Annotated in this window: 21 protein-coding genes and 1 pseudogene; 8 read left to right on the forward strand and 14 right to left on the reverse strand. The window is 46.2% G+C overall.

The window, feature by feature from the left end; translation table 11 throughout:
• Nucleotides 1-281 precede the first annotated feature (281 nt).
• Together FW758_RS06585 and FW758_RS06590 are read left to right on the forward strand one after the other, a co-directional pair.
• Nucleotides 282-629 carry a DUF6864 domain-containing function gene (locus FW758_RS06585; protein ID WP_446444965.1) on the forward strand — a complete coding sequence of 116 codons (348 nt, stop codon included), beginning with the start codon at nt 282-284 and terminating at the stop codon, nt 627-629.
• Nucleotides 626-982 (forward strand): hypothetical protein, encoded by a 357-nt coding sequence (locus FW758_RS06590; protein WP_446444966.1) that lies wholly within the window; start codon nt 626-628, stop codon nt 980-982. The genes FW758_RS06585 and FW758_RS06590 overlap by 4 nt, the downstream gene beginning before the upstream one ends.
• Before the next feature lie 451 nt (nt 983-1433).
• On the opposite strand, the gene FW758_RS06595 is transcribed toward FW758_RS06590, so the two are convergent.
• From FW758_RS06595 to FW758_RS06620, 6 genes are all read right to left on the reverse strand, one after another.
• Nucleotides 1434-2012, reverse strand: a complete 579-nt coding sequence (locus tag FW758_RS06595) for a porin family protein (protein WP_012088141.1) — start codon at nt 2010-2012, stop codon at nt 1434-1436.
• 465 nt (nt 2013-2477) lie between these two features.
• Nucleotides 2478-3170: a DUF4336 domain-containing protein gene (locus FW758_RS06600; RefSeq protein ID WP_446444967.1), complete on the reverse strand. Its 693-nt coding sequence runs from the start codon at nt 3168-3170 to the stop codon at nt 2478-2480.
• A 238-nt stretch (nt 3171-3408) separates the two neighbouring features.
• Complete coding sequence (locus FW758_RS06605; protein ID WP_446444968.1) at nt 3409-4266, reverse strand: class I SAM-dependent DNA methyltransferase; 858 nt, start codon at nt 4264-4266, stop codon at nt 3409-3411.
• A 254-nt stretch (nt 4267-4520) separates the two neighbouring features.
• Nucleotides 4521-4982 (reverse strand): hypothetical protein, encoded by a 462-nt coding sequence (locus FW758_RS06610; RefSeq protein WP_126491099.1) that lies wholly within the window; start codon nt 4980-4982, stop codon nt 4521-4523.
• 278 nt (nt 4983-5260) lie between these two features.
• Entirely contained in the window at nt 5261-6034 is a 774-nt protein-coding gene (locus FW758_RS06615; RefSeq protein WP_446444969.1) for an EAL domain-containing protein, read from the reverse strand.
• 203 nt (nt 6035-6237) lie between these two features.
• Complete coding sequence (locus FW758_RS06620; RefSeq protein ID WP_006083233.1) at nt 6238-6951, reverse strand: oxidative stress defense protein; 714 nt, start codon at nt 6949-6951, stop codon at nt 6238-6240.
• Nucleotides 6952-7368: 417 nt separating this feature from the next.
• On the opposite strand from FW758_RS06620, the gene rimO reads away from it, so the two are divergent.
• The gene (rimO, locus tag FW758_RS06625) at nt 7369-8787 is read left to right on the forward strand and encodes a 30S ribosomal protein S12 methylthiotransferase RimO (RefSeq protein ID WP_198573078.1); all 1419 of its coding nucleotides are present in this window, start codon (nt 7369-7371) and stop codon (nt 8785-8787) included.
• Between the two features lie 279 nt (nt 8788-9066).
• Here rimO and fumC read toward each other — a convergent pair whose 3' ends face one another.
• Nucleotides 9067-10470 (reverse strand): class II fumarate hydratase, encoded by a 1404-nt coding sequence (fumC, locus tag FW758_RS06630; RefSeq protein ID WP_446444970.1) that lies wholly within the window; start codon nt 10468-10470, stop codon nt 9067-9069.
• Nucleotides 10471-10686: 216 nt separating this feature from the next.
• Nucleotides 10687-10911, reverse strand: coding sequence for a ribosome alternative rescue factor ArfA (locus FW758_RS06635; RefSeq protein ID WP_071938697.1), 225 nt, complete (start codon nt 10909-10911; stop codon nt 10687-10689).
• A 273-nt stretch (nt 10912-11184) separates the two neighbouring features.
• Between FW758_RS06635 and FW758_RS06640 the strand changes: the two genes are divergently transcribed.
• Nucleotides 11185-12033 (forward strand): substrate-binding periplasmic protein, encoded by an 849-nt coding sequence (locus FW758_RS06640; RefSeq protein WP_446444971.1) that lies wholly within the window; start codon nt 11185-11187, stop codon nt 12031-12033.
• Between the two features lie 269 nt (nt 12034-12302).
• Nucleotides 12303-14429 carry a TonB-dependent receptor gene (locus FW758_RS06645; RefSeq protein WP_446444972.1) on the forward strand — a complete coding sequence of 709 codons (2127 nt, stop codon included), beginning with the start codon at nt 12303-12305 and terminating at the stop codon, nt 14427-14429.
• Nucleotides 14430-14641: 212 nt separating this feature from the next.
• On the opposite strand, the gene pmbA is transcribed toward FW758_RS06645, so the two are convergent.
• The gene (gene pmbA, locus FW758_RS06650) at nt 14642-15985 is read right to left on the reverse strand and encodes a metalloprotease PmbA (protein ID WP_006083239.1); all 1344 of its coding nucleotides are present in this window, start codon (nt 15983-15985) and stop codon (nt 14642-14644) included.
• 437 nt (nt 15986-16422) lie between these two features.
• Here pmbA and yjgA point away from each other — a divergent pair, with 437 nt between their 5' ends.
• Together yjgA and FW758_RS06660 are read left to right on the forward strand one after the other, a co-directional pair.
• The gene (gene yjgA / locus FW758_RS06655; RefSeq protein WP_006087030.1) at nt 16423-16959 is read left to right on the forward strand and encodes a ribosome biogenesis factor YjgA; all 537 of its coding nucleotides are present in this window, start codon (nt 16423-16425) and stop codon (nt 16957-16959) included.
• Between the two features lie 29 nt (nt 16960-16988).
• Nucleotides 16989-19502, forward strand: coding sequence for an Ig-like domain-containing protein (locus tag FW758_RS06660; RefSeq protein ID WP_446444973.1), 2514 nt, complete (start codon nt 16989-16991; stop codon nt 19500-19502).
• Nucleotides 19503-19552: 50 nt separating this feature from the next.
• Here the strand turns inward: FW758_RS06660 and FW758_RS06665 are convergent, their stop codons facing one another.
• The 3 genes and pseudogenes from FW758_RS06665 to FW758_RS06675 all read right to left on the reverse strand — a co-directional run bounded on the left by FW758_RS06665 (nt 19553) and on the right by FW758_RS06675 (nt 22578).
• Nucleotides 19553-20875 carry an IS4-like element ISSba6 family transposase gene (locus tag FW758_RS06665; protein ID WP_446444974.1) on the reverse strand — a complete coding sequence of 441 codons (1323 nt, stop codon included), beginning with the start codon at nt 20873-20875 and terminating at the stop codon, nt 19553-19555.
• A gap of 194 nt (nt 20876-21069) precedes the next feature.
• Nucleotides 21070-22426, reverse strand: a pseudogene (locus FW758_RS06670) (APC family permease).
• Nucleotides 22423-22578, reverse strand: a complete 156-nt coding sequence (locus FW758_RS06675; RefSeq protein ID WP_446444975.1) for a hypothetical protein — start codon at nt 22576-22578, stop codon at nt 22423-22425. Before FW758_RS06675 ends, FW758_RS06670 begins: the two are co-directional and overlap by 4 nt.
• A gap of 386 nt (nt 22579-22964) precedes the next feature.
• Here FW758_RS06675 and FW758_RS06680 point away from each other — a divergent pair, with 386 nt between their 5' ends.
• Complete coding sequence (locus tag FW758_RS06680; RefSeq protein WP_006083244.1) at nt 22965-23366, forward strand: hypothetical protein; 402 nt, start codon at nt 22965-22967, stop codon at nt 23364-23366.
• Nucleotides 23367-23451: 85 nt separating this feature from the next.
• Here FW758_RS06680 and FW758_RS06685 read toward each other — a convergent pair whose 3' ends face one another.
• Nucleotides 23452-24603 carry an ABC transporter permease gene (locus tag FW758_RS06685; RefSeq protein WP_446444976.1) on the reverse strand — a complete coding sequence of 384 codons (1152 nt, stop codon included), beginning with the start codon at nt 24601-24603 and terminating at the stop codon, nt 23452-23454.
• Between the two features lies 1 nt (nt 24604).
• Entirely contained in the window at nt 24605-25822 is a 1218-nt protein-coding gene (locus tag FW758_RS06690; protein ID WP_446445016.1) for an ABC transporter permease, read from the reverse strand.
• Between the last annotated feature and the right edge of the window lie 38 nt (nt 25823-25860).

The raw sequence follows: 25860 nt of genomic DNA on the forward strand, positions 1-25860 counted from the left end.
ACCGGACTCACGCAATTTATTCCAACGCCCCGCGGCAACTTCGCAGGGGAAGGTGAACTCCTGTAGCTTTAGTGCTGTTTACATGCCATCTAAAGCAACCTGAATAACGCCTACCATCTCCTTTAGAAAATTTAACAATGGGAGGCTCTTTAAATTCGATTGATTTGAACAGCATTAAAACATGTTATCTCAGATAATTTTTATTAAAACTCTAAAACGCTCGACATTTACCAATGAAGACATTAATTTAACTGATTTACAATTTGGAATTTATAGAATAAATGAAAGCAAAAATTGGGAATTTAGAAGTTATTTTAACACAGACACTTATTATTCAGGATGATTTAGACTCATGGGTTGAGTTTAAGGTTTTAAATTGGGATGTTAAGCTAAATCTAGTTTTTCATAAAAAATATGATAATCCAAGCGAGAGTAGTTTTGATATTGAACCTCAGGAAGATTATGCAAAACTGATTTTTAACAATTGGGATGGAGAGGGAATGAGCTTTCGTGAACCAGCATCTTTTGGTATTACGGAAGACCGAAAGGTTTATCTAATGGCTTTTGGTCAGAGGGTTGGAAATGCAATTAAATTAGACCTCCAAATATTACTGGAGGCTGCTGCATGAATAGTAATGGATTTTACACAAGAAAGACGATTGATGTAACGGAAGTGCATACTAACATAGAGCAAAGGCTTATTCAGATTACAGAGGATAAATTAAAGTTAATTCTTAATGAGCATGTACAGAATATAGAGAAAAAAGGTCAGTGGGTAGCTCCGCTTGGAATTCTAATTACACTGATTATTGTGTTTGCAACTACAGAATTCAAGGCAGCATACTTAACTGCTGACACTTGGAAGGCAATATTTATCATTACTACGTTATTAACTGTAGTATGGCTCATTAGATCTCTGTACCTTCTCTATCAATCTGAATCCGTGAGCTGCCTCATTGGAAAAATAAAGCAGGGGAAATAAAGACAACAAACAATCCGCCTATCGGTTAAAAAATAAAAAGTTGTATAGGTATAACTCCTTTGGGATTAACAGCTAACATCAAGATCACAGAAGTTCACCTTCCCCTGCGAAGTTGCTGAAGGGCGTTGAAGAAAATCGCGTGAGCGAGGCATTGATGCCTCGCTAGCTTTCGGGGTACAGGATGTACCATCGGAAGCGTTAGCGATTTTCGAATAAGCACGAAGCCACTAACCAATGCATCTAACTTCGCTAGGGACGCCGGGGGATTTCCAAAAGGGGAACAGGCGCTTTTCCCCTTTTGGTCGGGTGTGGGGTGAAACCCCACGACCTTGATTTTGACTTTGCTTTAAAAAACTATGAGGGACATATTAATCATATAAAAAAGGTGTGACACTTAGCGTGTCACACCTAGATAATCAATTTTTAAATTATAAATATCAAAAACGAATAATTAGAATCGATATTCAACACCTAAACTGGCTTGTTTAAAGTCTGTGTCTGTATCTGCACCGTTACTAACATTCTCAACGGTAATTCCTGCATCATACCAAGTGTACTCGGCATTAATTAAGAATCGATCTGTGACTTTGAATGCAACACCGGCACCGGCGAACACACCTTCATCATCTTTATTTCCAGAAAAACCTAACACATCATAATCAGTGGAATACCATAGTTGCCCACCTTTAGCGTACAACTCAACGCGATCGACAATGGGATATGAGACTTTTAGCGCAGCGGTATAACCATCTGTTTCTGCATTAGAAAGGCTATTGCCATAATCACCGAAGTTAACGTATCCGCCCTCGATAGCTAAATACTGGTTAAAGCGATAACCAACAAGCCCTTGAATAACATCGCTATTGTCATCGAAGTCATCTTTACCATCAACTTTTAAATAACCATAGTTAGCACCAACATAAATGCCATTTTCTGCGACATCATTATTTTTCATGTTCTCCGCATGAGAGTAAACACTAACAGAGGCTAAAGAAATAATGGCGGCCAAAGTAAGAATGGTATTTTTCATAATGTACTCCTAGTTAATTATTTAAATACGCTAAGTACATTACAAAAGTAATGCCAGACTTACCGAGCTCAAGCTAAATAGGTTTAAGAAAATTAATAAAAAAACATTACTATCAATGCTATACCTTAACTAAGATAATTTAAAATGAAGAAAGCCCGTCTAAAATAACAGCTAAAATCACTTATATATTAATAGCTGTAAGTTGCACTCACTCTGGCGAATGTATTTATTGCCTATTGCATTGTAACTATTTCATAGATAAGGAGTAAATTCACAAGCCCGCTACATCCCATCAACCTACTGCCTCTTATAAATTAGTCATCACTCATGTCGTACTGGTTAATTGTAAATAATATTGCAGATAGTTAACTCCCGAATTCAACTATAAAGTGTCCACCTTTTATTCGCTGATAATGTATAGCGGTTTAAACGCTAAAATGATATTGGGAAAATATCATAAAACTATTATTCCCCCTTTACCCAAGAAAATGATTTTTCCAGAAATGCCGTTGCATCATTCTCTATGATAAGACCATGGGCCATGATGATAACTTTTGGCTCCCAAGCTAATATTTTATTAATATGATTACGTGCTTGTGTCTTAGCAAACATAAAACTTAAACGCCAATCTAAGGGCATTTTACCGTTTGGAGCGAGTATTCCCGCTCCGCGAGCCAATAATCGCTGTAAGGCATTAAAAGATTCGGGTGAAAAGTTTTCGATAAGGTCCGTCACAATCAAAGTACGCGATGCTTTATGAAAGAACACACATTCCTGCATAAAATGAGAGCCCGTAAATAAAAGTTGGTCAATATCAGCCGCCCACATGGCATGAAATTGAGCGGTGAACAGGCCATCAAAATGGAGATCTGGCCGCTTTGTTTGAACTTCCGAGGTGCCAAAGCTTTGGGCCTGTGGATAACGTTGCTGCCAGTCCTTTAAAAACAGGTGGTGCAAATGATTAGGTGCAATAAGATAACGAACTTCGCCTAACGCCTCGACCAGTGCTTGAAGTTCAGAGGTGAGCTTGATTGGGCTATGTACCCACAAAGCGCCATTATTTAAGCGGATCACTGTCATCCGTGTGGTATAGGGCAAGGTAAAAAATGGTACGGCTTCACCATCAAAAATCCACAGGTTTTCTGCTAGTTGCTTCATATCAACTCTCCATGCTGCCAGTCATTCCATCAATAATAACGTTCGCTTTACCATACATTGAAGCACGAAATCAGCCGCCAGCCATCATCACAAAAGTATGAAAAGAGAATTGAAAAGACAGAGCACCCAAGACTCATTTTGTTTTAAGGGCTAACAAACCTTACTTAAACCCAATGAATCGCCCTTGCTCTTCGACGTTGCGAAGAGTCATTTGAGTTGCCGAACCTTCAACAGAAGGTCAAATCTTCACGCAGACAAACAGCGCGTTGCCGGATGCTAAATCCCACGGGACGATTCTTTCATAATCGTGTTCGAAAACATGCACTTCAAAATAGGGGGCTAACAGTTCTTGAAGCTCTGTGAAGCTAGTAGCGACCATGGCATGTTGATCTTGCCATTGCTCAATGCTGTGTAGTTCTTGTAAGCCAACTTCCTGTAAACCTGCGGCGTGTAACCCCGCTTCCAGCGAGCCTAAACCTTTCATGTCAGAGACTGGTAAAGGCGAAGCTGGCACCTCAGTAAACGGCAGACTGCTTTTGGCAATACTCAACTTTAAGGACTGTTTCTCGCCTTGACCACTGTAATGCCAGCCGGATTCGAAGGCGAAATGACTACCATCAAACTCGGCAAAATGCTTAACCGAGGTAGTGTTATCAATTCTGTGTTTATCGACAGTATTAAAACAAAACAGTCCGCCGTCATTGAGCGCACTGTGCACGCTGGCGATACAGCTTTTAAGCCGTTCGATACAAGCACTGTAATGGATGGAATATAAAAAACAGGTAATCAAGTCGACGCGCTCTTCTAAATAAAAAGCTGTCATATCTTGGAGGTTAAACTGGGCTTCGGGACAACGGCGCATGGCCATGTCAAGCATTGGCTGATTGATATCGAGGCCACTGCATTGATAACCAAGATCGATAAAATGCCGCACATGCGGACCCGTACCACAAGCTAAATCAAGGTGTTGTTTACCGTTATTGCCAAGGAACTGATGCAGACGATGAATGCTCGCACTCTGTTGCTGGTAGTTAATATCAGAACACATTAAATCGTAATAGCCGGATAAATCGGTATAGAGCGCGTTGGAAGACATAGTAGCGAATAGGTTACAAGGGCAATTTTAGGTGGCGCATGATATATCAGTTAGCCGATATCATAAACAAGCAATTGCCCCGCAGCTCAGTACGGCTAAAGCTAAAGCGGCCAATTGTGCACTCAAGGATTCAAATAAGTATGTTGGGTAGGAGAGGCGCTAAGCGCGATAATCACCAGCAGAAGAATATGTTAGCCAAAGAAATGAAATCGCAGTGAACTCACAACACACATCGAGCTCACACTCGCGATTAACTACTTGCAGGCGCATCTCGCGGATTGCTCGCAAGGCGGCGCAGCGGCCACTTCACACATTCCCGCAGTTTTACCTTCGCCAACACACCAAGCATTACAGTCAAAGGTATCAGGATGACCTAAGTCGTCACTGTGACCGTGTATCACATCTTTGCCGGGATTGGATTCGACTAACAAGCCATCGGGCAAACACGCCTCACCAAACATTCTGCCATTAGGCACACCTTGTGCATCGGTACCGACATGGCAACCGGCAACACCGGGCGCAACACCATCACTGTCCTTCCACCAGCTCTGTTTATTCTCTTGCCAATCTGAGGGTTTAAATTCTATGGTGCCCATGGCACCCGCCATTCCCTTGGCGCCATCCGAGGGTTCACCGATTTCACCGTGGGCAAATACTGGGCTAGCAAGCAGCAGGGAACAGGATACCAATAGGGTTAAAACTGTAAATTGTTTCATAACACCTCCTTTGTTTGAGTCAGAGTAAGCTTAGTCAGATGTGTCGATATCGCCACCTTTTAGCGGCGCTAACCCCGCAAGGGTAAGAGCGGCGATTCAAATATCTGCCCCAATTGAAACTAAGCCGCCATTGCTTTTTCGTTTTGGCTGACAGGTACAGACACACTCACCGTACTTAACGTGCTGGCAAGTGTCTGTTAATTAAATATTTTAGATTCGATGGTAAACACACAAAGCAGAAGAATAACCAGATAGTTTAAGACGTCGAACGAGCGCGGCTATGATGCATGAAAGTTTAGCTCTTCGTAGGTAGTTAAATGTTCGAGCTTAGGTTTAGCAAAGTAGTAACCCTGAAAATACTCAATCCCGATTCCAGCGAGATAATTCAGTTCGGCTTCGCTCTCAACGCCTTCGGCCAAGACTCTTGTATTAAGTTCTAGACAAATACGCAGTATTTCATCCACCGCCAGCTGTTTTTCTTTATCGACATCGATATCACGGATCAAAGTCATATCGAGTTTTAGCACTTGGGGACGCAGGGCATCTAACCAACTTAAATCAGCAAAACCACTGCCAAAATCATCGATTGCAGTGATAAAACCACGCTTAGCATAGCTCTCGAAGATACGGACTAATTTTGCCCGATCAACAATTTGCTCGCCCTCAGTCACTTCGAACATGATTTTGTGAATATCAAACCCATACATGTCGGCGGCTTCAATCGTCGCGCGGATACAGGTCTCAGGGTTATATACGGCATTAGGTAAAAAGTTGATACTGAGCATCTTATCGAGTCCCAGCTTTGAAGCGGTTTCTATCGCTTTAACACGGCAAGCCTGATCAAAATAGTATTTATTATTTTCATTAATCCGCTCAAACACCCACGCAGCTCCTTCACCATCAGGGCCTCGGACCAAAGCTTCATAACCGCTAATCTCACGACTAGGCCAATGGATAATAGGTTGAAATGCCATTCGAATTTCAAATCCTAATGACTTACCACTTAAGCAATCCATGCAAGTTTGTTGCTTTATTCGAGCGGGGAAATCCATAAACGGCCTCCTTAATATCACCTTACTAGTGTGAGGATAAATGTTTAAATTTGCCAGTTTTTACTGTTCATCATCCTAATAAAATCCATCACATATAGAGTGAAGAATGCTATTTCCAAAAATATAAAACGATTGTAAACGGCATAAAAAAATGGATGAATCCCAATAGGAGCTTCATCCATCACCATATGCCTCTGACTGATTTACTTCAGTTTATAAATCACTTCAACTCTATCTTCTATGCTCACTTGACCATATTGATAACTCTCGGCGGCGCCCATGGCATCGGCTTTAGCGCTCATACGCAACATGACAGGTTGCACAGGGCGTTGATCGTAATAACGGATCTGCCAAATCTTACCGAGATTTTCACCAAAGCCTTTAGCCAAAGATTCGGCTTTTTGTTTGGCATCCACAATCGCGGCTTGACGTGCTTTGGCGACGTATTCAGCTTCTTTGCTCGACTTAAGGGCGATGTTATTGACCCGATTCATGCCCTCTTCTAAGGCAGAATCTAAAATAGCATTCAAGCGGCTTAAGTCTGTTACCGTCACGGTAATTTGGCGACTGGCAGTATAACCCGTCAGCTCTGGCGCTTTATCCTGCACATAGACGTATTGCGGTTGAAGATTTAAATTCGCGCTCTGGATCTGATCTTTAGTCACACCCGCTGCGGTGAGACGGGCGATAAACTTAGCCACGGCGGCATCGGAATTATCTTTGGCGGCTTTAGCGGTTTTTTCGGTCACGGCCACTTCCACATTCACATCCGCCATATCAGGCTCGACTTGGATTTGGCTCACACCCATGGTTTCAATGTGGGGGAAATCGACCTCAGCGGCGAGTACCGCTGGCGCCATAAACGCGCTAGAAAAAAGACCACCCGCCACCAATACCGCTAAAAGAGAATTTTTCATAACTTACTCCAAAATAATGTGCTTATAGCTAAACCACTTCAAATAGAACGCATATTCAAAACGAGACGGCTAAAACGACTGTGTCGCTTATTTAGCGCTTAGGCTATCAGTAAAAAGTGCCAATACTTGTGCCAATATGTAACAGCATCAAGAAATTGTCTCTTGCCCCTATAAACGCGGCCAATTTTAAAAAGGGTTAATTTTTCTGAAAAATGTTTAGCTATTTTTATCCCTATGAGTTCGACTGCGGATCTCTAGCGGATATCTCTATACCCACACCCAAAATAGGCCTTAGGGTTAACTGGCATATTCAGCGCCCCAGTTGTACACTTTTCAGCCAAAGCTACTGTACCTTTTAATCACTTCAGGTATAATCCGCCAACTTTTTTAAGGCGGCTTATACCTCAGCGAGAAACCATGACAGTTGAAACTTTTAAACCCAAGCAAACGACCACGCTTGATATCCCAGTCAAAACATTAGAAGCAGCAAGCACTAATGCTGTTACCACTGGGAATCGCATCGGTTTCGTGTCTTTGGGCTGCCCAAAAAACCTCGTGGATTCAGAGCGTATTCTGACTCAGTTACGCATCGACGGCTACGAAGTCACTAACAGCTACGACAATGCCGACTTAGTTATCGTCAACACCTGCGGCTTTATCGATGCTGCGGTGGAAGAATCTCTGGATGCTGTGCGTGAAGCCTTAGAAGAAAACGGCAAAGTGATCGTCACTGGCTGCCTTGGCGCCAAAGAAAACCAAATCCGCGAAGTGCACCCAGATGTGTTAGAAATCACTGGCCCACACAGCTACGAAGCGGTGTTGAAGCACGTTCATAAATATGTGCCTAAGCCAGAGCACAACCCTTTCACCTCGTTAATCCCACAAACTGGGGTTAAGTTAACGCCTAAGCATTACGCTTATTTAAAGATTTCAGAAGGTTGCGACAACCGTTGTACTTTCTGCATCATCCCTTCGCTACGTGGCGATCTCGACAGCCGCCCAGCGGGCAGCATCTTAGATGAAGCTAAGCGTTTAGTGGAATCAGGCGTACAAGAAATTCTAGTTGTGAGCCAAGACACCTCGGCCTACGGCAAAGACAAAGGCGGTCGTACCGATTTTTGGAACGGTATGCCAGTCAAGCAAGACATTACTAGCCTAGCGCGCCAACTGGGTAAAATGGGCGCTTGGGTGCGTCTGCATTACATCTATCCCTACCCATGGGTTGACGATTTGATCCCCTTGATGGCCGAAGGTTTAATCCTGCCGTATTTGGATATTCCAATGCAGCATGCTAGCCCGCGCATCCTGAAGATGATGAAGCGTCCAGGCCGTGTTGACCGTCAGTTAGAAGCGATTCAACGCTGGCGTGAAATCTGCCCAGATCTAGTGATCCGCTCGACCTTCATCGTCGGCTTCCCTGGTGAAACCGAAGAGGATTTCCAAATCCTGCTCGATTTCTTAAAAGAAGCACGTCTTGATCGCGTAGGTTGCTTTAAGTATTCTGAAGTCGATGGCGCTGTCGCCAACACTATCGCCGAGCTTATCAGCGAAGAAGTTAAAGAAGACAGATACCACAGATTTATGGAACTCCAAGCCGAGATCAGCGCCGAGCGTTTAGCCCGTTTCGTTGGCCGTACTTTAGATATTCTGATTGATGATGTAGACGAAGAAGGCGCTATTGGCCGCAGCTTCGCCGATGCACCTGAAATCGACGGTATGGTGTTTATCAATGGTGAAACTGAACTTGAGCCAGGTATGTTGGTTCGTGCCCGCATCACCCATTCAGATGAACACGATCTGTGGGCTGAAGTGGTAGACGCTGACACCCAAGACTAAGCCGTTCTGATACAGGACAGGCTATGACTCAAAAAGCGAACCTCTGGTTCGCTTTTTGTTTTTTTATCATTCGATGCACCGTAAACATTAACACTGCGAATGCTTCAGCCTCCTTACTCCACTGTTTCGCCTCACTAACTCATCACACTATTTCTTCTCGCTATCTCATCACACTATTTCTTTTCATTATCTCGGCTCACGATCTTGATTCATTGCCAGCCTCACTTCCGCTGATTTATCAGCAGCTAGGCTGAGACATTATGTATTAAGCAATAGATATTAAGCATCTGGCCCTAACATCTTATTGGCATCGACCCAAAGCTCGAACTCTTCTGCCGTGACAAACTCAAGTTCTAATGCCGCTTGGCGCAGTGTCTTGTGTTCGCTATGGGCTTTTTTGGCGATCTTAGCGGCCTTTTCATAACCGATATGTTGATTCAGCGCCGTCACTAGCATGAGTGAGTTTTCCACATGCTTAGCAATCTGTGGTTCATTTGCCACTATGCCGACCACGCAATGGTCATTAAACGACTGACAAGCATCCCCCAATAAGCGCCCCGATTGCAGCACATTGGCGATAATCATTGGCTTAAATACATTGAGCTCAAACTGACCATTGCTGCCGCCAATGCTAACGGCGACATCATTGCCCATGACTTGCGCGCACACCATAGTCATGGCCTCAACCTGAGTCGGGTTGACTTTTCCCGGCATGATGGACGAACCCGGTTCATTTTCAGGCAGGAATAACTCAGCGATGCCGCAGCGCGGGCCAGAACCTAACATCCTAATATCATTTGCGATCTTCATTAAACTGACCGCCGCCACTTTATAGGCCGCCGATAGCGCGACTAATTCATCGTGGGCAGCAAGGGCGGCAAACTTATTCGGCGCAGTCACTAAGGGCAAGCCTGTGAGCTTTGCGATATTGTCCGCCACCTTAACGGCGTAATCCTTATGCGTATTCAGCCCAGTGCCCACGGCAGTCGCACCTAAGGCTAACTCGGCCACCCGCTTGAGACTGTGCTCAATGCCTTCGATACCATGACTTAATTGCGCGGCGTAACCCGAAAACTCTTGGCCTAAGGTTAACGGTGTCGCATCCATAAAATGCGTGCGGCCGATTTTAACTAGGTGCACAAATTCCTCGGCCTTGTGCTGCAAGCTCTGCTGCAATAACTTCATGCCGGGCAAAACCAGCTCAACGGCTTGACGATAGGCAGCAATGTGCATGGCGGTAGGGAAAGTATCGTTGGAAGATTGCGAGCGATTAACATCGTCATTGGGATGTAAACATTTAACCGCATCGGTGAGTTGCCCACCGGAGAGCACATGGCCGCGATAGGCGATCACCTCATTGACGTTCATATTGGTTTGCGTGCCCGAGCCCGTTTGCCAAATCACCAAGGGAAATTGCGTATCGAGTTCGCCCGCAATCAGCTCATCGCACACTTGGGCAATCAGTTGGGCTTTAGCTTGAGTCAAAGTGCCGAGTTGTTGATTGGTGATGGCGGCGGCCTTTTTGAGATAACCAAATGCATGGATCACTTCAATCGGCATTGACGCTTCGACACCGATACGAAAGTGCTGCCGTGAACGCTCGGTTTGCGCGCCCCAATAACAGTCTGCGGGGACTTTTACCTCGCCCATAGTGTCGTGTTCAATTCGATATTGCTGTGCCATGCGTATCTCCTTCGCTAAAACCCTCTAAGCCTTCACCATACTCGCTCAGGATAAAAGTACCAATTCATTCCAAGCTAAGCTCTCAGAAGGAAAGCGACTATCGACAATAAGGCTGATTTAAGCGTAAAGACGGATGTTGAGGCTGGCGAAATAGCAGGAACGGGCAGGATTAACGAGGGATTAAAGCAAGCGGGCTAAAACAGGGAGAGCAACAGATTAACAAAAGCTTAGACCTAAAAAGTCAAAAGGGGCATCGCCCTTATGCTGATGCCCCTTTCGGTTTTGTGCATTACGGTCGTACGACCCTTTGCCCTTTTTCGCTTTCTCGGTACGGGTCCTAAACAGGGGACTCGTCACTAACGCTTTAAGTGCGTTGTCGGTAATGGTGCCTCGGCCACTTTCGTGTTCTAAGGTCATATTTTGCGGTTTTTGCTTAGTCATTTTATGCCTCACTGCTTAATGAAAGTTAAGCCCATGGCCTAACAGCGCAAACTATAACGCAATCAAATCAGATGTACAGAGTTTGTGCACTCCAACATAAAAAATGGCGTTGACTAGTAGGAAAGTATGATAGATTATTCAAACAAAATAATATATTAAGCTTAATAATCAATAAGATTTAGTTAATGAATTTTAAGATTAGTTTACGGATTTTGCCATAACCTTTATTGGCACTCAGGTTACACTTTGTAATCGACAGATAAGGAGATCAATTTGAAATCCACGTTAGTCGCTCAACCTTGGCTCGGCGCACTGCTCTTGCTGATGACGCTTCAAGCCCCGCTCGCCAATGCCTTTTCCAGTTCAGACGCCTGCGTAATTACCATGGGGTATCGCACCAGCGAACGCTTACCTTTTATTGGAGATGAGCCCAATAACACGGGATTTTATCACGACCTTTACCAAGCGGCGGCGGACAAGATTGGCTGCAAACTCAATGTGGTGCGCGCACCTAAATTACGCATACTGCGGGATCTCAAGCTCGGCAATATCGACTTTTATCCCGGGCTTAACTTCACCGAAGATCGGGCTAAATACGCGCATTTTATCCCTAATGGACTTTCAGAACGCGCCATAGGCATTAGCCGTGCGGGGGCCGCCGATATTCGCTCGATTGAGCAGTTAGTCAACAATAAGATGACCCTCTTAATCGCCCCCGGCAGCTACGACTTTGGCGGCCTGCCCGACAAAATACAGGTACGTAAACCGCCTGAACTCAATGTGTCTAAAGCCTTGGATTATTTGCTTTCAAACCAAGGGGATTTTTTCATCTACGATCAAACCACGCTGCATTATTACCTTAACGATCGCGACCCCACTCAGTTCAAACTCCACTATAACTGCTGCCAATCAGCGCAGGAAATGTACCTCGGCTTCTCGAAAAAAAGCCGTCACTACCGCGGTAGACACAACCCTAACTATCGCGCCGAAAAACCCATCAGCCCAGACAATAGCCCCACAGTGTTAGCGCCTGATTCTAAAGCTTTCCAGTTTGCCAAAGCACTCGCCGCCATGGATTCCCAAGGCGAAACTCAGCGACTGTATAGCAAGTATTTTGGTTAGCTCAAGTCTTAAAAACTCACGCCTCCTCTAACGGCCGATAAAGCAGGATTCCATTGATGTGCTTATCGATGATTGATGAGCACAATGTTTAAAGAGTCAAAGAAAATCATGGCCTAAGTGATTCAAGTGCGAGGAATTTACCTTCTGCTCAAGCTCAATTCTGTTTTTAACCCGCTTTGTTGCCCTCTGCGACAATATGCCGCACCTGTCACTCATAGATGCTCTTTATAATGCAGCGCAATTAATCCAAGTGAATGGAAGACAATAAGATGGCTGCAAATTCTGCGTATTTATCTCACCCGTTTAAAACTTCAGTAATTTCCTCATCCCTCGCAATCGCCATGGGCTTATCGCTAGCGCCACAGGCAATGGCCGATGACAGCGAATTAGCCAATATTGAACGCTTAGAAGTCCACGGCCAACAGACCGAAAACCGCAACACGCTAGGTTCGGCTGAAAACCTGCTGAAAGGACAAGGAGTAGATTTCTCCGAAGCGGGTGGCGTATCAGCTCTGCCTATTCTCAATGGCATGATGGGCGATCGCATTAAAGTGTTAGTTGATGGTGCGGACATTACCGCTTCCTGCGCCAATCAAATGAATCCACCGCTGTCCTATATTTCCGCCAATCAAGTCACCACAGCCGAAGTGATTGCGGGTGTATCGCCAGTCAGCGCGGGTGGCGACAATATCGCGGGTGTGATCAAAGTCAGCAGCCTTAATCCTAAATTTGGCGAAAGCGAGGCTATCAAGTGGAATAGTGGCGATATTTCAACGGGATACCGCAGCGTGAGTGACACTTTATTACTCGGCACCAACGCCACTGTCGCCAGCAAAAATGTCAGTCTTAGCTATCAAGGCGCCTATGAAGATGCCAACAGCTATAAAGATGGCAATGGCGATAAAGTCATCGATACCCTGTACCGCGCACAAAACCATGCACTGACCGCCGCATGGCGCGATGAGACTCAAGAAGTTGCCATCAAATTGACCCACCAAAATATTCCATTCCAAGGTTTTGCTAACCAATACATGGATATGACGGATAACAAGAGTTACGGTGCCCTCGCCCGTTATCAACTCAAACTCGACGATGACGGTGAGTTCAGCGCCCAATTCAATTGGCACGGCGTGAAGCACGAGATGGGCTTTTTCACCCCAGAAAAAACCGGCAAGATGCCGATGAACACTGAAGGTGACGACTACAGCTATCAACTGCACTGGCGCTTGCCAATGGGCGATGACAGCACCTTACTGGTCGGCCAAGAATTCTATAGCTACCACCTCGACGATGTGTGGCCTGCAGTGCCAGGCACTATGATGGCGCCGAATGATTACATCAACATCAACGATGGCGAACGTCGCCGCGCCGCCGTTTATGGCGAATGGCAGCAAGATTTGAGCTCTAGCTGGTGGTTATCGGCGGGTGTTCGCTTTGAGTATGTCACCACCAATACCGGTGAAGTCCAAGCTTATAGTGATATGCCAATGATGGGCATGCCGAATATGGATGCCGCTGCGGCGCAGGCCTTTAACGAGATGGACAGAGAGCGTAATGATGATCTGATTGACGCCACCTTACTGGCTCGCTATCAGTTATCGGCCAATCAACAACTTGAGTTTGGCCTTGCCCGCAAGAATCGTGCCCCCAATCTGTACGAGCGTTACAGCTGGGGTCGCGGCACTATGGCAACCACTATGATAGGTTGGTATGGCGATGGTAATGGTTATGTGGGTAATCCGGATCTAAAGCCAGAAACTGCCCACACCCTGAGCGCAGCCTACAAATATAACGGTGATAGCTGGCAAGTCTCGACCACAGCTTGGTACACAGCGGTGACTGACTATATCGATGCCGAAGTGATTGGCAGTTTCAATCGCACTAGCTCAGCTGATGGCAAACGCAATATTCTTCAATTCACTAACTTAGATGCCAATCTCTATGGCGCACGCTTTAATGCGCTCTATCAGTTTGCCGAAACCAGCACAGGTAAATGGCAAGTGTTAGGTAAAGTGAATGTGACCCGTGGTGAGCGAGATGAAGGCAATGAGCCTTTATATCAAATCAAGCCGCTGCAAACTGAGCTGGCACTGCAACATCAACTAGGTAACTGGGAAAACAGTCTTTCATGGCAATGGGTTGCGACCAAAGATCGCGTGGATGACCGCCGCCTTGAAAATGAAACCGATAGCTACTCCTTGCTTAACTTGAACAGCAGTATGAAATGGCAGGATCTGACTGTCACCTTCGCCGTGAATAACCTATTCGACAGCTACTATGAGCTGCCACTGGGCGGTGTGAGTGTGGCGGAATTTAAGGCCGATAATACCAATGGCTTTAACCAGATTGCCGGTGCAGGTCGCTCGTTTGAACTCAGCGCAAGCTATGCGTTCTAACGACTGATTTTAACCACATCGTTTTTAACGACACGGCTTTTTAGGTCGAGCAGCTCTAAATCCAAACGTTAAACAAAAAGGGCAAGCAGATTAAGTGATTAATCGCTTGCCCTTTTTTATGCTCAAACCACATTCATGCTACTAGCGCTAAAGTACAGGCACTAAAACGCTGAGACGACTTAAGCGCTATGCACAAAGAGTAAAACTATGGATTAGTTACCCGCAATCTTCATTTCAGATAACAAGATGCCGCCGGTACGAATCGATGAGCGCAGATCAAAATCCTTACTCACGGCTTGCACGCCACGGAACATCTCTTTCAAGTTACCCGCGATAGTGATTTCTTCCACTGGATATTGGATCTCACCGTTTTCAACGTAGAAGCCTGCCGCACCACGGGAATAATCGCCCGTAACCATGTTCACGCCTTGGCCCATAACTTCGGTCACAATCAAACCTGTGCCCATGTCTTTTACCAATTCGTCGAAGGTTTGGCCTGTGTGGCCGAGCGTCCAGTTATAAATACCACCCGCGTGACCCGTGTTGGTTAAGCCTAACTTGCGCGCCGAGTAGCTGGTCAGCAAATAGGTTTCTAACATGCCGCGGTCGATAATCCGTCTATCTTGGGTCGACACGCCTTCGCTGTCGTAGTTCGCGCTCGCCAGTGCGCCCAGTAAATGCGGCTGTTCTTCGATATTGAACCAATCGGGGAAGATTTGAGTGTTGATCGAATCCAATAAGAAACTGGATTTACGGTATAAACTGCCACCGCTGATCGCACCGATGAAGTGGCCGATTAACCCTGTGGCGATATCTGGAGCCAATAAAATAGGTAAACGCGTTGTCGCAATCTTACGCGCACCGAGGCGGCTTACTGTCTTCTCGGCAGTCTTTAAACCGACCGTTTCAGGTGCAAGCATCTCGCTGAATTTACGGGCGATAGTGTAATCGTAATCCCGTTGCATATTGCCTTCACTATCTTCACCGATCACGCTGCAACTTAAGCTATAACGCGAGCTGCAATACCCGTTTAAGAAACCGTGGCTGTTGCCATACACTTTAACCGCAGTGTGAGCATTGGCACTGGCGCCGTCGGAATTATTAATGCGCGGATCGGCATCGAGTGCCGCAGTTTCGGCGCGGATCGCCAGTTGGGCTAACTCATCGGGGGAAATATCTTCTGGATAATACAGCTGAAGATCGCGGATCTGAGTTGCCATCAAGGCTTTATCGGCAAGACCACTGAATGGATCCGGAGAAGTATAACGGGCGATATCGTCGGCCGCTTTCACCGCTAAGGCGATGGCCTCTGGACTTAAATCCGACGTCGATGAACTGCCCTTGCAACCATCGCGGTAAACCGTAATCCCTAAGGCACCATCTTTATTAAATTCAACGGTTTCAACTTCTTTTAAACGGGTAGAAACCGACAAACCTTGTTGTTTACTGATCGCCACTTCGGCAGCGTTCGTTCCTAATTTGTTGGCATATTCCAGCGCCACGGCCACCGCATCTTTCAGCGCGCCCAATTCACTATCGATTCTGTTCAAAGACACAAAGCTACTCTTTCGTTGTCGGCAATGACTCTAGCATAACAAACACAAATCCCATTCACATTAATTATTCGCGGCCGACTTAGGCTTGAGAGCGTATCCTATACCCAAACAACCTGAAGATGCAGGATTCAGCGGGAGTTTAACGCACTTTAGGCAAGGCGGTTATTTGCAGACCTAGCGGTCTAAGTTAAAAATAACCAACACAGCATAAAGTGCGTTAAAACCCGCCGGGACGGAGCGCCTAGGGCACTCCACTTCCGTGTTGCATCAATTCAAAAGGTGGCCGACATTCTGTCATTGATGCGCCTTAAATTGAAGCACCCTAGGCGCTCTGAAACTCGTATCTTCAGGTAGCTTGGGTATAAACACATTCACCTAGGCGATTTTTGGCTGGAGATGTTATTATTAGCCAGTAAATTACTTGAGGTTTTATCTATATGAAGATTGTTGGTGATTCAGAACATTTTAAACAGCCCTACGACATAGATGAAGATTATGTCAGCAGTAAAACAACGGACAAGCGTGATAGCGAAGCCGTGCAAAAAGTCGGTATGGAGCTTGTTTCACTGAGCAAGACTCAGCTAGATAAAATCGAGCTGGATGAGTTTTTGTACGACGCTATCCTGCAAACACGCAAAATCAAGGTTAATACTGAGGCGTATCGTCGCCACATGCAGTATATCGGCAAATTGATGCGTAATTTTGATATCGAGCCTATTAAGGCTTCACTCGCTATCGTGTTGAATAAAAACAACAACGAAACAGCGAAGTTGCAGATGTTCGAAAAAATGCGTGAACGCTTACTCACCCAAGGTGATGCTGAAATTCAAACTTTAGTTGAGCATTATCCGCAATTAGACAGACAGAAACTGCGTACTTTGGTGCGTCAAGCGACCAAAGAACTGGCCAAAGGTCCAGAATCAAAATCATCTAAAGAGCTGTTTAAATATCTACGCAGCGAAATCCAAGACTAATTAACTTCAGCCCCACAAGGATGTTGCTTATGCGACTTAGCAAAACGTTATGTAGCCTAGCTTTGCTTTTTATTGGACTATTTGGACTCGGGGCCTGTAACGGCCCTGCGGACGAAGATAACGGTGGCACAGATGCCACTGACGGTATCTATAAACTGTCTATCGACTTTAAGACCTTATCGGGTTCTGAATGCGGCAGTGTTACTTCACTCCAAAGTTTCCCTAAAGACACAGGTTTTTGCGCAGTCGCGAAGTTAAAGAAAGGCTCAGCTACAGTGAGCAATCAGAAAGTCGACTTTACGACAGACCTTGGTGTATTAACACCTAATAGCAAACTAACAGACAATAACGGTGAAGCCATTATTATCGTTAGTAATCCTGATTTACTTGTCAATGCAGGGATAATTACTGCAACGACAACCCCAAATGATTCCACAACGGCGCTAACAGCTACCCGCAATTTTGAGTTTTTAGGTGTTAGCGATGGTACCTCTCCTGCCGTTCCTAAACTCAGCGCCAGTATTTTAAATAGCTCAGCCTTAGTGACTCGCTTCAAAGTCGATGAGTCGGTGCAACTGCAAGCCATATTGCTCGATAGCGAAAGCAACGGTATCGAAGGCGCGAAAGTGACGTTCACCGCAGGCTCTGCAGCGCTGAATCCTGCAAGTGCATTAACCGACAATCAAGGTATTGCCCAGGTGCCTTATACGCCAAGTGCAACTGAATTAGGGGCAAACTCCCTCATAGTTACAGTGGACTATCAAGGTCAATCGCTGCAAACCAGCAGTCTGTATGAAGTCTTGAGTAAAGATGCGGTCAATCAAGAAGGTACGCTAAAACTCGGCTCATTCAATGGCGCTGTCTTTACTGAAGGTAAACTGGCGAGTACCTTAACGGCCGATGCCAATGGCGCATATAAGATCAGCGCAGGTGGCAGCTTTGGGGTGACCGCAAGTTTAGTCTTAGAGGCCAATGACGGTACTATTACCCGAGTGCAAACGCCCTCTTCCATCAGCTTTAGCTCAGATTGCACCAACAGCAATAGTGCGACACTCGATACCCCGGTTACGACCTTATCGGGTAATGCGAGCTCAACCTTCCAAGACACAAGTTGCAGTGGCAACAGTGAACGTAGCGACCAAATCATCGCCACCACAGTAGCAGGCAATCAGACGCTAACGGCAAATTTCCCATTTACTCTACAACGCCAAACCCTTGCCAGCTTAAGTTTTGAATCAGCAGAGCCAGCACAAATTCGCATCAAAGGTGCGGGCGGCACAGGTGCAAGCGAATCCTCTTTAGTCAGCTTCAAAGTCACCAGCGCTAATGGCCAACCCGCAGCGCAGCAAGAAGTCAGCTTTACCTTAGACACTGTGGTTGGTGGTTTAAGTTTTGCTAATGGCACTGCGAATGCGCAAAGCCTGACTAACTCCCAAGGTATCGCCAGTGTGCGGGTATCATCCGGTACAGTTCCCACACCCGTGCGCGTAGTCGCTACCGCCGTTGATACTGATACTAAAGAAGTCATCACTAGCCAATCAGAACAGTTAATCGTGGGTACTGGCTTGCCGCAGCAGCTTGGATTTAGTCTATCAACGACAGTATTCAATCCAGAAGCAGCTGACTTTAATGGTGAAACCGCAACGATCACCATTCGAGCCTCAGATAGTTTTGGCAATCCAGCGCCCGATGATACTGCAGTCAACTTCACCACAGAAGGTGGCCAGATCCCAACATCATGTGTCACTAAAAATGGCACGTGTAGCGTCGTTTGGACATCACAATCAGCACGCGTACCCGATCACCGCATTACGATTCTGGCTTATGCCTTAGGTCACGAAACCTTCTTCGATACCAATGGCAATAACATCTTCGATGATGCCGATATCAGTAAAGACATCAATGGCATGGCAGTGACTGACTTGGCTTGTTTAACTCGGTCAGGCGTTGCGAAAGAATGTACAGGCAATGGCATGGACATCGAAGCCTATCTTCCGAGTGGTTTTAGTGATCTAGGTGATGCGTTTAGGGATGACAATGAAGATGGTATTTGGAATTTAGGTGAAAAGTATTTAAATACTAAAAATAGTGACACCTATCTTTCTGCCGATGGCAAATTTAACGGTCCACAATGCGAAAGCACACTCTGCGGCACAGGCCAAGCCAATAAAACCTATATCCGCAAAGCCTTAGTAATGAGCATGTCAGGCTCACAGGCTTATATCAGTGTGATGCAAGACGGTGTGTTATTGCCGAGTGTGAATGACATAAAACCTGTAGCCGTTGGTGCGAGTTCTGAGTTTGTAGTATTTGTCCACGACAGCGCGAATCAAATCTTGCCTGCTAACACAAGTATCGAACTTTGCGTCGATTGTGCTGGAGCGCCTAAAACCTTCGAAGTGCCCAATACTGTGTACGCGAAAGGCAGTCTAGGTTCGCCGCTGAAATTTACGGCATCGGCCAATGCCAGTGTATCGCTGAAAGTCACAACCCCTAAAAATGTGGTCACTGACAACTTAGGTTTCACAGTGCCATCGCTTTAAAACTCGATTAAGCAAACTGAAAAGACCCGCGAATGCGTAATGCCGTTCACTTAAGAGTGAACGGCATTTTTCTTTGGTCTAACCGGATACTTGTTTTTACTCATTTTAAGGACTCTTGGATAAGCCCTTTCCCGTTTACCATCCAACTTAAATTGCCGTGCATTTCGTTCTATATCCAATACGTCTCTCGGGACATTCCCCGGTGTTTGTGATGGTAGTTGTGTCAACTTGAAGATGATATAACTCGCCGCATCCCTAAAACTCAGTTGATTAGGATGGACCGATGACAAGCTTTTAGCCATCAGCAACATCTTATATCTAATGAGATTATAGGCCAGTAGCACGCCCCACAACTCTTGAATCACCAGCTCCGGTAGTTGACTGCGTAGCGTAAAACGACTCTCCAACAGATGTTGTTTCATCTCTCTGTAGCCCAGTTCGATTTCCCATCGATGGGCATATAAGTCGACGATGTCTTCGCTGGGGTAACGCATCGGGTCAGTCAACGAGGTCAAAATGGCAACTGACTTACCTTTCACTGTCTTAGTGAGTAAACGCGCTTCAAGGGTATCAGGGAGCTGTGGCCATTTCTTTCTGGCTTGAGGCGTGGTGGTGAGTTTCACCCACTGGTCATGTTTTCCCAATGTTCGCACCACCTCATATTGAGTGCCTTTCTTCAATGGCAACAACCAGTGGCTATCAGGTTGCGCTTGCTGCCAAGCATGTAACAGGCCGAGCGAGTAAAATCCTCGGTCAAATAGGGTTAGGCTGTGATTGGGAATGCTAGGAATGAGCTGAGATGCTAAGTTCATTTCATTTTCGGCAACCGAATCAAAGGCGCTGTTGACCAACAAATGGCTGCTTAACTCCATCAAGCAAACCATGCGAATTTGCGGATAAGCCGCTTCGCCTGAAGCGTTTGCGGTTCGCGCAAAGGCGGCTTGATTTTGGACACTATCGGGTGTCCGCCACACTACACCGTCAACACCATACAAGTTAAGACCGCACCAATGAGGATGTTCAGCTCTCGCGTGCCAGGTATTGGCGCTGCGACTAAACACTTCTCGAATAACCTCACTGCCCAATCGTTTACGCGCCTGAGTCACGGCGCTGCGTGCAACATAATCAATCTCTTGCGGCAAAACAATGTCGAGTTTGTTGATGAGTGACCGAACAGACTCCCCTCGGAACAAAGCCATTCCGATAACGGCCCAAATCATCGCGTCCATCGGCAATTTACGCCGTCTTAATGTCGCAACGCCTTGAGAGTCCAAACAAGATTGAATTAACTCAGGTTCTAACACATCAGCTAAGCAGGTGAATTCGGTTAGGCGGGTAATATGAGTGCGGGCGAGTGCTTCTGAGAGTTGCATAAAAAAATCCGATGATATGAGGTCATCGGATTTTGATCTTTTCAGCGAGATCGTCAAGCGATCTGTCTTAACTGATCGGCATTACGCGAATGCGGGTCTTTTCAATTGGACGTTTGATTAGAAGGCTATGCTGCCTCAATCAAACCCTTGTCAGTTGTTAGCAATAGCTGCGACGCTATGATCCTATGCAGCAACTAATTTTGTAACTCTACTGCTCGGCGTAAACGTATGCTACGCAGGGCCAAATATAAAGCTCCCACGGCAGCCCAAATCAATCCCAACTCTAATGACTGTGGCTCTAAGTTTGCCCAAAGCACGCCAATAGTGCCCGCGCCACACAGGGGCAGCACTAAGTATTGCAGGTGATCTTTAAAGGATTGATTACGTCGCTCCCTCACATAAAACTGCACTATGACGGCTAAATTCACGAAGGTGAATGCCACTAAGGCGCCAAAATTAACTAAGGCTAAGGCCATTTCCAAATCAAATGATACGGCAGACAGCGCCAATGCCCCCACCAACAAAACATTAAATGCAGGGGTGCGCCACTTAGGGTGGATATAAGCAAACCCTTTACGTGGCAGCATGTTGTCCCGTCCCATCACATACAAAATCCGTGCTACCCCAGCATGGGCAGCCATACCGGATGCCAGCACCGCCACTGTAGTCGCCACTAATACGATGGACTGGAATAGGTTTCCTCCAACGTAGAGTGCGATTTCGGGCAATACCGCATCAAGCTCCTGGAAGCGGGAAATATCGGGGAAATAAAGCTGAAGAAAATAAGACACGCCGACAAAAATCACCCCACCAATCAAGGCGGTCAACACAATCGAGCGCGGAATAACACGCTGCGCATCCTTCGTTTCTTCGGTCAGCGAACTCAAACCGTCGAAGCCGAGGAAGGAAAAACACAGAATAGTGGCGCCAGTAAATAACGGCACAATCGCCATATTATCGGCATAAAATGGTCGCACGCTCGCAATCGCACCTTCGCCTTCACCAAGGGAAATGCTATAGGCCATTAATGCAATAAACACGAGGATAATGGCGATCTGCACAAACACTATCACCCCATTAAAGTTAGCCACCAAATCAATCCCTTTAAGATTGAGCAGGGTCATTATGGTCACGAGTGCGAAAATGAAGATCCAAGGTTCGACAGTGGGGAACATGGCGGTTAAATAGATTTTTGCCAACAACATGTTGATCATTGGCATAAACATATAATCAAGCAGTGACGACCAGCCCACCATAAAGCAGTGACGACCAGCCCACCATAAAGCCGACATTCGGACTAAAGGTTTTCTGGGCGTAGGTGTAGGCTGATCCCGCGTAGGGATATTTACGCACTAAGTGGCCATAACTGAACGCGGTAAACAAAATTCCCGCCAGCGCGAATAGATAAGACGTAGCCACATGACCAGAGGTAATCTCGGAAACAATACCAAAGGTGTCAAAAACAGCCATAGGCGTGAGATAGGCGAGCCCCATCACTACCACTTGCCATAAATTGAGGGTCTGCTTCAAACCCGGTTTGTGTTGACTCATGAGCACGCCCCCATCACACAGGGTTGAACAGCTAACCATGCATCTGCAATTGGTTTTGGCATGTCACTCACCATCAGCACTTTAGGCTTAATGGCTAACTCAACAACTTTATTTACGGCAATGACCGAAAATTCGGCGCACAACAGCCCCATTGATTTGTCCTCATTAAAATAGGTTCAGTCGAACCTCATATCATTTCCGGATGTTTACCGGCCTCAATTGTTTTAAAACGCATACTCTCTAAATAAAAATAACCGAGATACTGAGTACCTCGGCCATTTTTTCGGCGCGCATTCTCCCCCAAAACCCGCAAGAAGACAACCCAACAAGGGCACTTTGCTGGCTATCTGCGCGATGAGAGTTAACTTAACGAAATAAGCAGGGATAAGCTCAAGACAGGATAATTTTTCATTTGTATTAAATTTGTTATTGGAAATGAAGCAGATATAGATATAATCGTTCGGCAAAACTAAACAGGGGCCGTTTAATTTGCGAAGCGACTGCTTCATTTGTTTTATCGCATCAAAAGGAAGATGACATGCGTAAAATTACTTTAATCTCTCTGGCCATTGGCAGCTGTTTTCTCGCCGCCTGCGCCGCAAAACCACCTATTATCGCTCAAGAAAAAACCGTTGAAATCGATGGTATTAACTTAGTTTTTGGTGGCAGTTTTGATACAGAACGCAAAAACATTTCACTCTCAGTGAATGGCGACTCTGTTATGAAAGGCACTTTCCCTCCTTATACTCCGACTCAACATTTGAGCGGCAAATACAAGGATTTCAAGATTTCTAGCCAATGCTATTTCGGCTCAGTGCTCAGCAGTCAAGGCGGCGCATTTGGCGCGATTGCCGGCGTCATTCAAGCGACTAAATCGAGCTCAGGCGATAAGTGCGATATGCTCGTGGATGGTAAAATTGTAGAAAGTCTCTACTTCTAAAGATTAATTCCAGAAGTACCTAAACTGCCCCTGTAAAGTACAAGACCTGTAAACACTCGCGAGATGCTCTGTCCCGCGAGTCCCATCAAAGCTGATTAGCTTCAGCCAACAATCTCGCTCTGCGCTTAATACCCAAGATCGCTAAGCCAAAAAAGACGGCAAATAAGCCCCAGAGTTGTAGCCACTTCGGCATCACACTCGCCCAACTTGCGCCCATTTGATTGAGCTCTAGCATGCCCATAATTGCGGGAACGGCAGGAATAAACTGCGAACCTAAAACCAGTGGTTCAGGAATGAGCGCTATCGGCCAGACAAAACCAGACACGAATAGAATCGGCATTGAAATCAACAACAATACTTGGGTTGGTAAATCACGACGGGTAAACAAAGTGCTCATGGCGACCCCAGCAGCGGCGGTAGCCAATAAAAAAGGTAACAACCATAACGCGACAACACCCAGACTCGCCTGAATGCTGACGTGATACCAGTGATAACAATAGCCGACGTAAAAACTAGTAAAGAAGAGATAAATCAACATAAAGGCGAGTATTCGCCCACATAAGAGTTGTACGGGCGAGACCTGCTGCCAATAGCCTTTCTGGCGCCATTGCCCTGCCCCTAAAATACCTGTGCCTATGAGCAAGGTTTGATGCAAGATCAGCAAGAACAGTCCGGGCACTACATAGGGCGTATAACCTAGGCTTGGGTTAAAGGCGGGCACGCTATTTAAGTGCATCGAGTTCAGGTTCTGCTCGGCCTGTTTAGGATTTGTGCCTTGGGCCAACATGCCAATCAATTGCACTTGCTTACCCGCGTCCATACCCGCGCTCACTAAACCTTCGACAACCGCGGAGTAAATCAGGAAATAACTGGCATCGCCGCCATAACTTAACGTCACTCCCTTACCCAGCATTAAGTCGCGGCGGAAACCTTCTGGGATCACCAGTAAGCCGTGGGCCTTGCGCGTCTCAATAAAACGCTTCGCCTCGGTAATCGAACCTACTTGGCCTATGACTTGGATTTTTGCACTGGCGTCAGCATGGCGGATCAACTGACGGCTTAAGGAAGAATGGTCTAAGTCCACCACGATCAGTTGTTGCTCGGTCGGTACTTGGTTTAAATAGGGTAAAGGATACAAAATCGAATAAAACAGCACGCCACCAAACAAGGTCACTGCGATCGCTTTATCGCTAATAATGGCCTTAAGTTCAGTTAATATCAGTCGCCACATATTCATCCTATTGCCCCTTCGCAGGTAAGACTGCGTCCGAGTCATATGCAGTCACGATAGTATTGGCGGTGATCGTGATGGGCAGTAATTTACGCGATAACAAATATATCAAAGGCAGTAAACAGATAAAGCCCCAATAACTGCTGAGCTGGCTCGCCACATTCGGCCAAGCGGCGCCGTAACTGACGACGCTCACATGGGACTCAATATAGTGACTCGACGGCATTATCTGTCGCCACCACTGCGCCAATTGCGGCATATCATGGGTGGGGAAAGTGATCCCCATAAAGGCAAAGGCGGGCGCAAATAAGGCTGTGCAAAAACTGATAACCCGCGCACTGTCACGCATTACCACAAAGATTAATAACACCACACTCCAGACCGCCAGCAACATCAATAATTGCGCTAACAGCAATAGGGCTAAACTGCCGGCCATCGGCAGCGCGAGATACAAGTACAGCCAAGCTAAAATAAAGCCGCCCTGCAGCATCAATATCGGCGTAAACAATGCCACTTTCGCCAGCACCTTAGGCCAAAAATGCTCGGTTAAGGTATTCGATATGCCATTGACCTGAGTCGTGGGCGCTAAATGCAGCTCTCGATTTAAGCTGTTGGCCATGACCAACATAGATAATAACTGCCACAGCGCAACGAGCACTGGCGGCACTAAGAAGCCTATATAGTTGTTATTTCGGTTAAACAAAGCCGTTGTTTGGCTTTTGATTGGGCTTAAATTGACTGCCACTTGAGATTTAGGTGTACCGTTGGCGAGCTGTTTTAAACCCGCGACTTGCAACAAACCATTACCCAGACTCAGCTGAATTTGGCTTGAGAGTAACTTGCCCACCAGCAAAAATTGGCTGTTGTAGCGCACATCTATGGTGGGCTTGTGGCCAGTAAGCAAATCTTTTTTCATATCATAGGGAAAGACCACGATAGCGTAGACTTTCGCCTGCTGCATCGCCGACACCGCCGCGGCTAAATCGGTGAAGTTTTGTGGATCAGTCACAGGATTTGCCTTCAGCTGACGGGTCAGCATACGGCTTAATTGACTGTGGTCTTGATCGACAATCGCCACCGGCAGTTGCCTTGGTAAGCCGGCACTGAACAGCCACCACAGGCAGAAAATCCCGATCAGCGGAATATAACTGATCAGCGCCAACTGCCAAGGATCGCGCCACAGCGCACTGAGCTCACGGCGAATTAAAGCAATGAGCAAGGCCATAAAGCTTCTGCTTGATGGCTGTGAGTCACTCTTAGTCT

It is taken from the genome of Shewanella sp. 1180_01 (assembly GCF_052850535.1).

What these genes read in the sequence shown, in the direction of transcription:
- FW758_RS06595 (WP_012088141.1), bottom strand. Translation starts at nt 2,012, where the DNA reads ATGAAAAATACCATTCTTACTTTGGCCGCCATTATTTCTTTAGCCTCT.
- FW758_RS06610 (WP_126491099.1), bottom strand. Translation starts at nt 4,982, where the DNA reads ATGAAACAATTTACAGTTTTAACCCTATTGGTATCCTGTTCCCTGCTG.
- FW758_RS06665 (WP_446444974.1), bottom strand. Translation starts at nt 20,875, where the DNA reads ATGCAACTCTCAGAAGCACTCGCCCGCACTCATATTACCCGCCTAACC.
- FW758_RS06605 (WP_446444968.1), bottom strand. Translation starts at nt 4,266, where the DNA reads ATGTCTTCCAACGCGCTCTATACCGATTTATCCGGCTATTACGATTTA.
- rimO (WP_198573078.1), top strand. Translation starts at nt 7,369, where the DNA reads ATGACAGTTGAAACTTTTAAACCCAAGCAAACGACCACGCTTGATATC.
- fumC (WP_446444970.1), bottom strand. Translation starts at nt 10,470, where the DNA reads ATGGCACAGCAATATCGAATTGAACACGACACTATGGGCGAGGTAAAA.
- FW758_RS06690 (WP_446445016.1), bottom strand. Translation starts at nt 25,822, where the DNA reads ATGGCCTTGCTCATTGCTTTAATTCGCCGTGAGCTCAGTGCGCTGTGG.
- FW758_RS06620 (WP_006083233.1), bottom strand. Translation starts at nt 6,951, where the DNA reads ATGAAAAATTCTCTTTTAGCGGTATTGGTGGCGGGTGGTCTTTTTTCT.
- FW758_RS06685 (WP_446444976.1), bottom strand. Translation starts at nt 24,603, where the DNA reads ATGAATATGTGGCGACTGATATTAACTGAACTTAAGGCCATTATTAGC.
- FW758_RS06635 (WP_071938697.1), bottom strand. Translation starts at nt 10,911, where the DNA reads ATGACTAAGCAAAAACCGCAAAATATGACCTTAGAACACGAAAGTGGC.
- FW758_RS06600 (WP_446444967.1), bottom strand. Translation starts at nt 3,170, where the DNA reads ATGAAGCAACTAGCAGAAAACCTGTGGATTTTTGATGGTGAAGCCGTA.
- FW758_RS06590 (WP_446444966.1), top strand. Translation starts at nt 626, where the DNA reads ATGAATAGTAATGGATTTTACACAAGAAAGACGATTGATGTAACGGAA.
- FW758_RS06615 (WP_446444969.1), bottom strand. Translation starts at nt 6,034, where the DNA reads ATGGATTTCCCCGCTCGAATAAAGCAACAAACTTGCATGGATTGCTTA.
- FW758_RS06660 (WP_446444973.1), top strand. Translation starts at nt 16,989, where the DNA reads ATGCGACTTAGCAAAACGTTATGTAGCCTAGCTTTGCTTTTTATTGGA.
- FW758_RS06675 (WP_446444975.1), bottom strand. Translation starts at nt 22,578, where the DNA reads ATGGGGCTGTTGTGCGCCGAATTTTCGGTCATTGCCGTAAATAAAGTT.
- FW758_RS06680 (WP_006083244.1), top strand. Translation starts at nt 22,965, where the DNA reads ATGCGTAAAATTACTTTAATCTCTCTGGCCATTGGCAGCTGTTTTCTC.
- yjgA (WP_006087030.1), top strand. Translation starts at nt 16,423, where the DNA reads ATGAAGATTGTTGGTGATTCAGAACATTTTAAACAGCCCTACGACATA.
- FW758_RS06585 (WP_446444965.1), top strand. Translation starts at nt 282, where the DNA reads ATGAAAGCAAAAATTGGGAATTTAGAAGTTATTTTAACACAGACACTT.
- FW758_RS06645 (WP_446444972.1), top strand. Translation starts at nt 12,303, where the DNA reads ATGGCTGCAAATTCTGCGTATTTATCTCACCCGTTTAAAACTTCAGTA.